Annotated in this window: 2 protein-coding genes; both read left to right on the plus strand. The window is 75.5% G+C overall.

The genetic code is table 11. From position 1 onward, the window contains the following. The coding region (locus tag ACFXDE_RS43480; RefSeq protein WP_380499743.1) for a type I polyketide synthase at positions 1–2766 on the plus strand (2766 nt) is incomplete at its 5' end. A gap of 14 nt (positions 2767–2780) precedes the next feature. Next, positions 2781–7114: beta-ketoacyl synthase N-terminal-like domain-containing protein (locus ACFXDE_RS43485; RefSeq protein WP_380499744.1), on the plus strand; the 4334-nt coding region annotated here is incomplete at its 3' end.

The raw sequence follows: 7114 nt of genomic DNA on the forward strand, positions 1-7114 counted from the left end.
CCCACCCCCACCGGAAACCCCACACCCCTCCCCACCTACCCCTTCCAACACCAGACCTACTGGCTCGACGCGCCCACCCCCACGCCAACCGACTTCACGCCGACCGGGCACCCGCTGCTCGACGCGACCGTCGAACTCGCCGGCAGCGAAAGCCTCCTGCACACCGGCCGGCTCTCGCTGGCCACCCACCCCTGGCTCGCCGACCACTCCGTCCTCGGCACGGTGGTCGTCCCGGGCAGCGCTCTCGTCGACCTCGCCCTGTTCGCGGGCGGCCGGCTGGACGAACTGGTGCTGGAGAACCCGCTGGTCCTGCCCAGGGAAGGTGCGGTGCAGCTCCAGGTCGCGGTGGGCGCCGACGACGAGTCCGGCCGACGGACCGTCACCGTGCACTCCCGCCCGGCCGGATCCGGCGACCGGACGTGGAGCTGCCACGCCAGCGGCTTCCTCACCCCGGACGACCTGCCGTACGACGACCCGGCCGTGGATCCGGCCCTGTTGGTGACCGGCTCCTGGGTGCCCGGCGACGCCGTCGCGATGGACCTGAGCGGTCTCTACGACCGTCTCGCGGACCGGGGTTACGACTACGGGCCGGCCTTCCAGGGCCTGCGCGCGGCGTGGCAGCACGGCACCGAGGTGTACGCCGAGGTCGCGCTGCCGGAGGGCACGGACGGCTCGGGCTTCGGGCTCCACCCGACCCTGCTGGACTCCGCGCTCCACCCGCTGATCCTGCTCGGCGGCGGCGACGAGGTGCGCCTGCCGTTCTCCTGGCACGGGGTCTCGCTGCGGGCCACGGGTGCCACGTCGCTGCGCGTGCGGCTCACTCCCGGGGAGTCCGGGACGATCGCGATCGCCCTGTCCGACGACACCGGTCTGCCCATCGCCTCGGTCGCCGCCCTGGCCTCGCGAGCCGTGGCGCCGGAGCGGCTGGCGGCCGCGGGCCAGGTGCCCGGTGACGGGCTGTACGCCCTGGACTGGGTGCCGGCGGCCGGGTCCGCCGGGGCGCTCCCGGGGCCGTGGCACGTGCTCGACGACGAACTCGGGCTCGCGGAGGAGCTGCGGGCGTCCGGTCTGACGGTCGCCGACGGCACGCCCGGGCCCGGCCCGGACGGCATGGTGCTCGTTCCGATCGCCACCGCCGACGTCCACGAGCTGACGCACCGCGTCCTCGCCCTGGTGCAGCGCTGGGTGCGCTCCGAGGGCCCGCGCCTGGTGCTGGTCACCCGCGGCGCGGTCGGTGCGGCGCCCGATCCGGCGCTGGCCGCGATCTGGGGCCTGGCCCGCTCCGCGCAGGCCGAGCACCCCGACCGGATCGTCCTCCTCGACCTGGACGGGAGCGACGGATCGCCCGCCGCACTGCCGGCCGCACTCGCCACCGGCGAGCCGCAGCTGGCGATCCGCGCGGGCGAGGTCCTGGTGCCCCGCCTCGCCGCCCTGCCGGCCGCGGGCGGGGAGCCGCTCCCGACCCCCTGGGACCCGGACGCCACCGTGCTGATCACCGGGGCCACCGGCTCGCTCGGGGCGCTCCTCGCCCGGCACCTGGTCACCCGGCACGGGGTGCGCCACCTGCTGCTGACGGGTCGGCGGGAGACCGATCCGGCCCTGGTCACGGAGCTGACCGGGCTCGGTGCCGAGGTGACCACGGCGGTCTGCGACATCGCCGACCGCGCGGCCGTGACGGCGCTCCTGGAGTCCGTCCCCGCCGCCCACCCCCTGCGCGCGGTGCTGCACAGCGCGGGCGTCCTCGACGACGGCGTGCTCGACTCGCTCACGCCCGAGCGGCTGGACACCGTCCTGCGTCCCAAGGCGGACGCGGCCGGCATCCTGGACGAGCTGACCCGCGGCCTCGACCTGACGGCGTTCGTGCTCTTCTCGTCCGTGGCGGGGACCTTCGGCACCCCCGGACAGGCCAACTACGCGGCGGCCAACGCCTTCCTGGACGCCCTGGCGGCCCGCCGCAGGGCGGCCGGGCCGGCCGCCCTGAGCCTGGCCTGGGGCCCGTGGGAGCAGACCGGCATGGCGGGCGCGCTCGCCGACGCCGACCGGGCCAGGATCGCCCGGACCGGCGTGGTGCCGCTCACCGTCGAGGACGGTCTGGCGCTGTTCGACCGGGCGCTGGGCCTGGACCGTCCGGCGGCACTGCCGGTCCGTCTGGACCTGCCCACGCTGCGCGCGGCGGCGGGTCCGCTGCCGCCGGTCCTGCGGGGGCTGGTCCGCCCGGCCGCCCGGCGCAGCGCGGCGCGGGCCGTGGCGGGCGGCGCGGAGCAGCTGCGGCGGAGGCTGGCCGACGGCACCGACGAGCAGCGGTACGCGCTGCTGCTCGATCTGGTCAGCGCCCAGACGGCCGCCGTGCTCGGCCACGACGGCGCCGCGGCCGTCAGCCCCGGACGGGGTTTCCTCGACCTGGGCGTGGACTCCCTCACGGCGGTGGAACTGCGCAACCGGCTCAACGACGCGACCGGTCTGCAGCTGCCCAGCACGGTGATCTTCGACCATCCGACCGCGGCCGCGCTGGCGACCGAGCTGCAGGGCCTGCTGGCCGTCGGCCCGGCCCGCGGCGACGACCTGCTGCTGGCCGAACTCGACCGCCTGGCACATGCGTTCGGGACCGTGTCGGACGACGGCCGGGCCGCGGTCAGCGCTCGTCTCCAGAAGCTCCTGTCGCTGGTCGGGCACGACCCGCACGCGGCCGCGGAGGTGGCCGGACAGATCGGCTCCGCGACCGACGACGAGGTCTTCGCCTTCATCGACAACGAACTCGGCATCTAGAGGTTGGCATCCCCATGACGACGAATGAGCAGAAGCTCCGCGACTACCTCAAGCGGGTGACGGCCGACCTCGCCCAGACCCGGGAGCGGCTCCGGCTCGCGGAGGAGCAGGAACCGATCGCCGTGATCGGCATGGCCTGCCGCTACCCGGGCGGGGTCCGCACGCCGGAGGACCTGTGGTCCCTGGTCGTGGCGGGCCGGGACGCCGTCACCGACTTCCCCGGCAACCGCCAGTGGGACCTCGACCGGCTCTACCACCCGGACCCGGCCCACCCCGGCACCTCGTACGCACGCGAGGGCGGTTTCCTCCACGACGCCGGGGACTTCGACCCCGACTTCTTCGGGATCAGCCCCCGCGAGGCGCTGGCGATCGACCCGCAGCAGCGTCTGCTGCTGGAGATCGCCTGGGAGGCCTTCGAGCGGGCCGGGATCGAGCCCGGTTCGCTGCGCGGGAGCCGCACCGGTGTCTTCGCCGGCGTGATGTACGACGACTACGGCTCCCGCCTGAACCCGGCGCCGGACGGCTTCGAGGGGTACGTGGGCACGGGCAGCGCGGGCAGCGTCGCCTCGGGTCGCATCTCCTACACGTACGGGCTGGAGGGTCCGGCGGTGTCCGTGGACACGGCATGCTCCTCCTCCCTGGTGGCCATGCACCTGGCCGCGCAGTCGCTGCGCAACGGCGAGTGCACGCTGGCGCTGGCCGGCGGCGTCACCGTCATGGCCACCCCGGCCACCTTCGTCGAGTTCAGCCGCCAGCGCGGGCTCTCCGCCGACGGCCGCTGCAAGGCCTTCGCGGCAGCGGCCGACGGCACCGGCTGGGGCGAGGGCGCCGGCCTGCTGCTCCTGGAGCGCCTCTCCGACGCCGAGCGCAACGGCCACCCCGTCCTGGCCCTCCTGCGCGGCTCGGCCGTCAACCAGGACGGCGCCAGCAGCCAGCTCACGGCGCCGAACGGTCCGGCCCAGCAGCGGGTGATCCGCCAGGCCCTCGCGGGCGCCCGTCTGACTGCGGGCGAGGTCGACGCGGTCGAGGCCCACGGCACCGGCACCACCCTCGGCGACCCGATCGAGGCGCAGGCGCTCCTCGCCACCTACGGCCAGGACCGGGAGCGGCCGCTCTACCTGGGCTCGATCAAGTCCAACATCGGGCACACCCAGGCCGCGGCCGGTGTGGCCGGCGTCATCAAGATGGTCGAGGCCATGCGCCACGGCGTCCTGCCCAAAACCCTGCACGTCGACCGGCCCTCACCGCACGTCGACTGGACCGCGGGGTCCGTGGAACTGCTCACCGAGCAGCGGGAGTGGCCCGAGACCGGACGTCCCCGCCGGGCCGCCGTCTCCTCCTTCGGAGTGAGCGGGACCAACGCCCACGTCATCGTGGAGCACGTTCCGCAGACCGCCGGTGTGCGGCCCGAGGCGGACGGCGAGCTGCCGTTCGTGCTCTCCGCGCGGACCGGAGCCGCCCTGCGCGACCAGGCCCGTCGCCTGACGGGCCACCTGGCCGGCCCGGACGACGCTCCGCTGGCGGACGTCGCCCGGGCGCTGGCCGCGCGCACCGCCTTCGACCACCGCGCCGCCGTCGTCACCGGCAGCCGGCGAACGCTCACCACCGCCCTGCACGACCTCGCCGAGGGCCGGGAGAACGCCGACCTGCTGCTGCCGGGCACGCCGCCGCCCGGGCACGGCAAGACCGCCTTCGTCTTCCCCGGCCAGGGTTCCCAGTGGGACGGCATGGCCCGGCAACTGCTGGCCACCGACGCCGTCTTCCGTGCCCACCTCCAGGACTGCCACGACGCCCTGGCCCCGCACACCGGCTGGTCCCTGATGGACGTCCTGAACCAGGAGCCCGGCGCCGCCTCCCTCACCCGGGTCGACGTCCTGCAGCCCGCGCTCTGGGCGGTCATGGTCTCCCTCGCGCACCTGTGGCAGCACCACGGCACCGTCCCCCACGCGGTGATCGGGCACTCACAGGGCGAGATCGCCGCCGCGTACACCGCCGGGGTCCTCACCCTGGAGGACGCGGCCGCCGTGACGGCCCTGCGCTCGCAGGCGCTCACGGCGATCACCGGCGACACCACCATGGCCCACGTGCCGCTCCCGCCGGACCGGCTGCAGCCCCTCCTCGACCGGCTGCCCCACCCCCTGGCCGTCGCCGCGCACAACAGTCCGACCAGCACGGTGGTCAGCGGTCACGCCGGCACCATCGCCGTCCTGGTCGCCGAGCTGCGCGACCAGGACGTCAACGCCCGCACCATCCCGGTCGACTACGCCAGTCACTCCGCGCACGTCGATCCGCTGCACGGCCGCATCACGACCGCCCTGGCCGGCATCGAGCCGCGCCGGTCCGCCGTGCCCTACTACTCCGCCACCACCGGGGAACTCGTCACCGACACGACCCGGCTCGACGCCGAGTACTGGTTCCAGAACCTGCGCCGGCCGGTCCTGTTCCACCAGACCGTCGACCTGCTCCACCGGGACGGCCACGTCCACTACATCGAGCCCAGCCCGCACCCCACACTGACCACCGCCATCGCCCAGACCCTCGACTCCCGCCCCCACCACGTCCAGGGCACCCTGCGCAGGGACCTCGGCGACCGGGCCCGGTTCCTCACCGCCCTCGCCACCGCGCACACCCACCACACACCTGCCGAACCGGCCCGCGCCCTGCCCTCCGACACCCGGCACACCGTGCTGCCGACGTACCCGTTCCAGCACGGGACGTACTGGCTGAACCCCGCCCCCGGCGGCTCCGCCGGCACCACGGGCCACCCCGTCCTGACCACCGGCACCCCGCACGCCACCACCGGCACCCTCCTCTACACCGGCCGGATCAGCGCCCGGAGCCACGCGTGGGCCGGCGAGCAGGTCCTCGACGGGCAGACCCTCCTGCCGGAGTCCGCCTTCCTCGACATGGCCCTGTTCGTGGCGGCCGAGCACGGTGCGCGGATCGACGAACTCGTCCTGCACACCCCCCTCGTGCTGCCCGACGACCAGCCGGTCGAGCTGCAACTCGCGCTCGGCGCACCGGAATCCGACGATCACCGCGGCGTCACCATCCACGCCCGGCCGTACGACGGCGACAGCGACGAGCTCCCCTGGACCCTGCACGCGACCGGCACCCTGGCCCCGGTCGACGCCCCCGCCGGTGCGCCCGTCCCCGGCCCGTGGCCGCCCTCCGGCGCCGAGCCCGTCGACCTCGACGACCTCCACGACCGCCTCGCCGACACCGGGTACGACCCCGGCCCGCTGCGCCGGACCCTGCGGGCGGCCTGGCGCGTCGACGGCGGCCTCTGCGCCGAACTCTCCCTCCCCGACGACACGGACGGCACCGGCCACGCGCTGCACCCGGCCCTCCGGCCGCTGCTCCCGGCCGCGCTGTCCGGCGACGGGACGGACCTCGCGCTCCCGTACGCCTTCCGCGGGTTCACGCTCCGCTCGGCCGGAGCGCGCGAGCTGCGGGTCCGGATCGCGCCGCTCGGCCCGGACACCCACCGTCTGTCGATCACCGACCCCGACGGGCGGGAGGTCGCCGAGGCCGAGACCGTCGAACTGCGCCCGGTCGCGCGGGGAGACCTCGACCCGGCCCGGACCGCCGCGCGCCGCGCGCTCTTCGAGGTCTCCTGGCTCCCGGAGACCCCGCAGGCCGGATCGGCCACCGCCTGGGCGGTCGTCGACGACGGCGCGAGCGGCACCGACTGGGGCGCCGTCCTCGGGCGCCCCGTCGCGGTGCACCCCGACCTGGCGGCGCTCCGTGCCGCCGCCGAGCGGGGCGAACCGGTTCCGCCGGCGGTGCTGTTCCCGTGGTCGGGCGGCGCCGACGGCGCAGACGATGCCGTCGGGGCCGTCCACGCGGACACCCGGCACGCCCTGGCCCTGCTCCAGGAGTGGCTCGGGGAGAGCGCCTTCGACGACAGCCGGCTGGTCGTCCTCACCAGCGGCGCCACCGGCGCCTCCGGGGAGCGGCCCACCGACCTCGCCGCCGCCGCCGTCTGGGGCCTCGTCCGCTCCGCGCAGAACGAACACCCGGAGCGCTTCGTCCTCGTCGACACGGACGGCGGCGCGCTCACCTCCCTGGGCCTCGATCACGGCCAACTCTCCCTGCGTGACGGCACGTTCCTCGTTCCCAGGCTCACCCGGGTCACCACCGAACCCGGCGCCGTCAGTCTCGACCCCGAAGGCACCGTCCTCATCACCGGCGGCACCGGCACCCTCGGCGCCCTCACCGCCCGCCACCTCGTCACCCAGTACGGCGTCCGCCACCTGCTGCTCACCAGCCGCAGCGGCCCCAACGCCACCGGAGCCACCGACCTCACCGCCGAACTCTCAGCGCACGGCGCCCTGGTGACGATCAC

It is taken from the genome of Kitasatospora sp. NPDC059408, from assembly GCF_042751525.1.
Lineage (GTDB): Bacteria > Actinomycetota > Actinomycetes > Streptomycetales > Streptomycetaceae > Kitasatospora.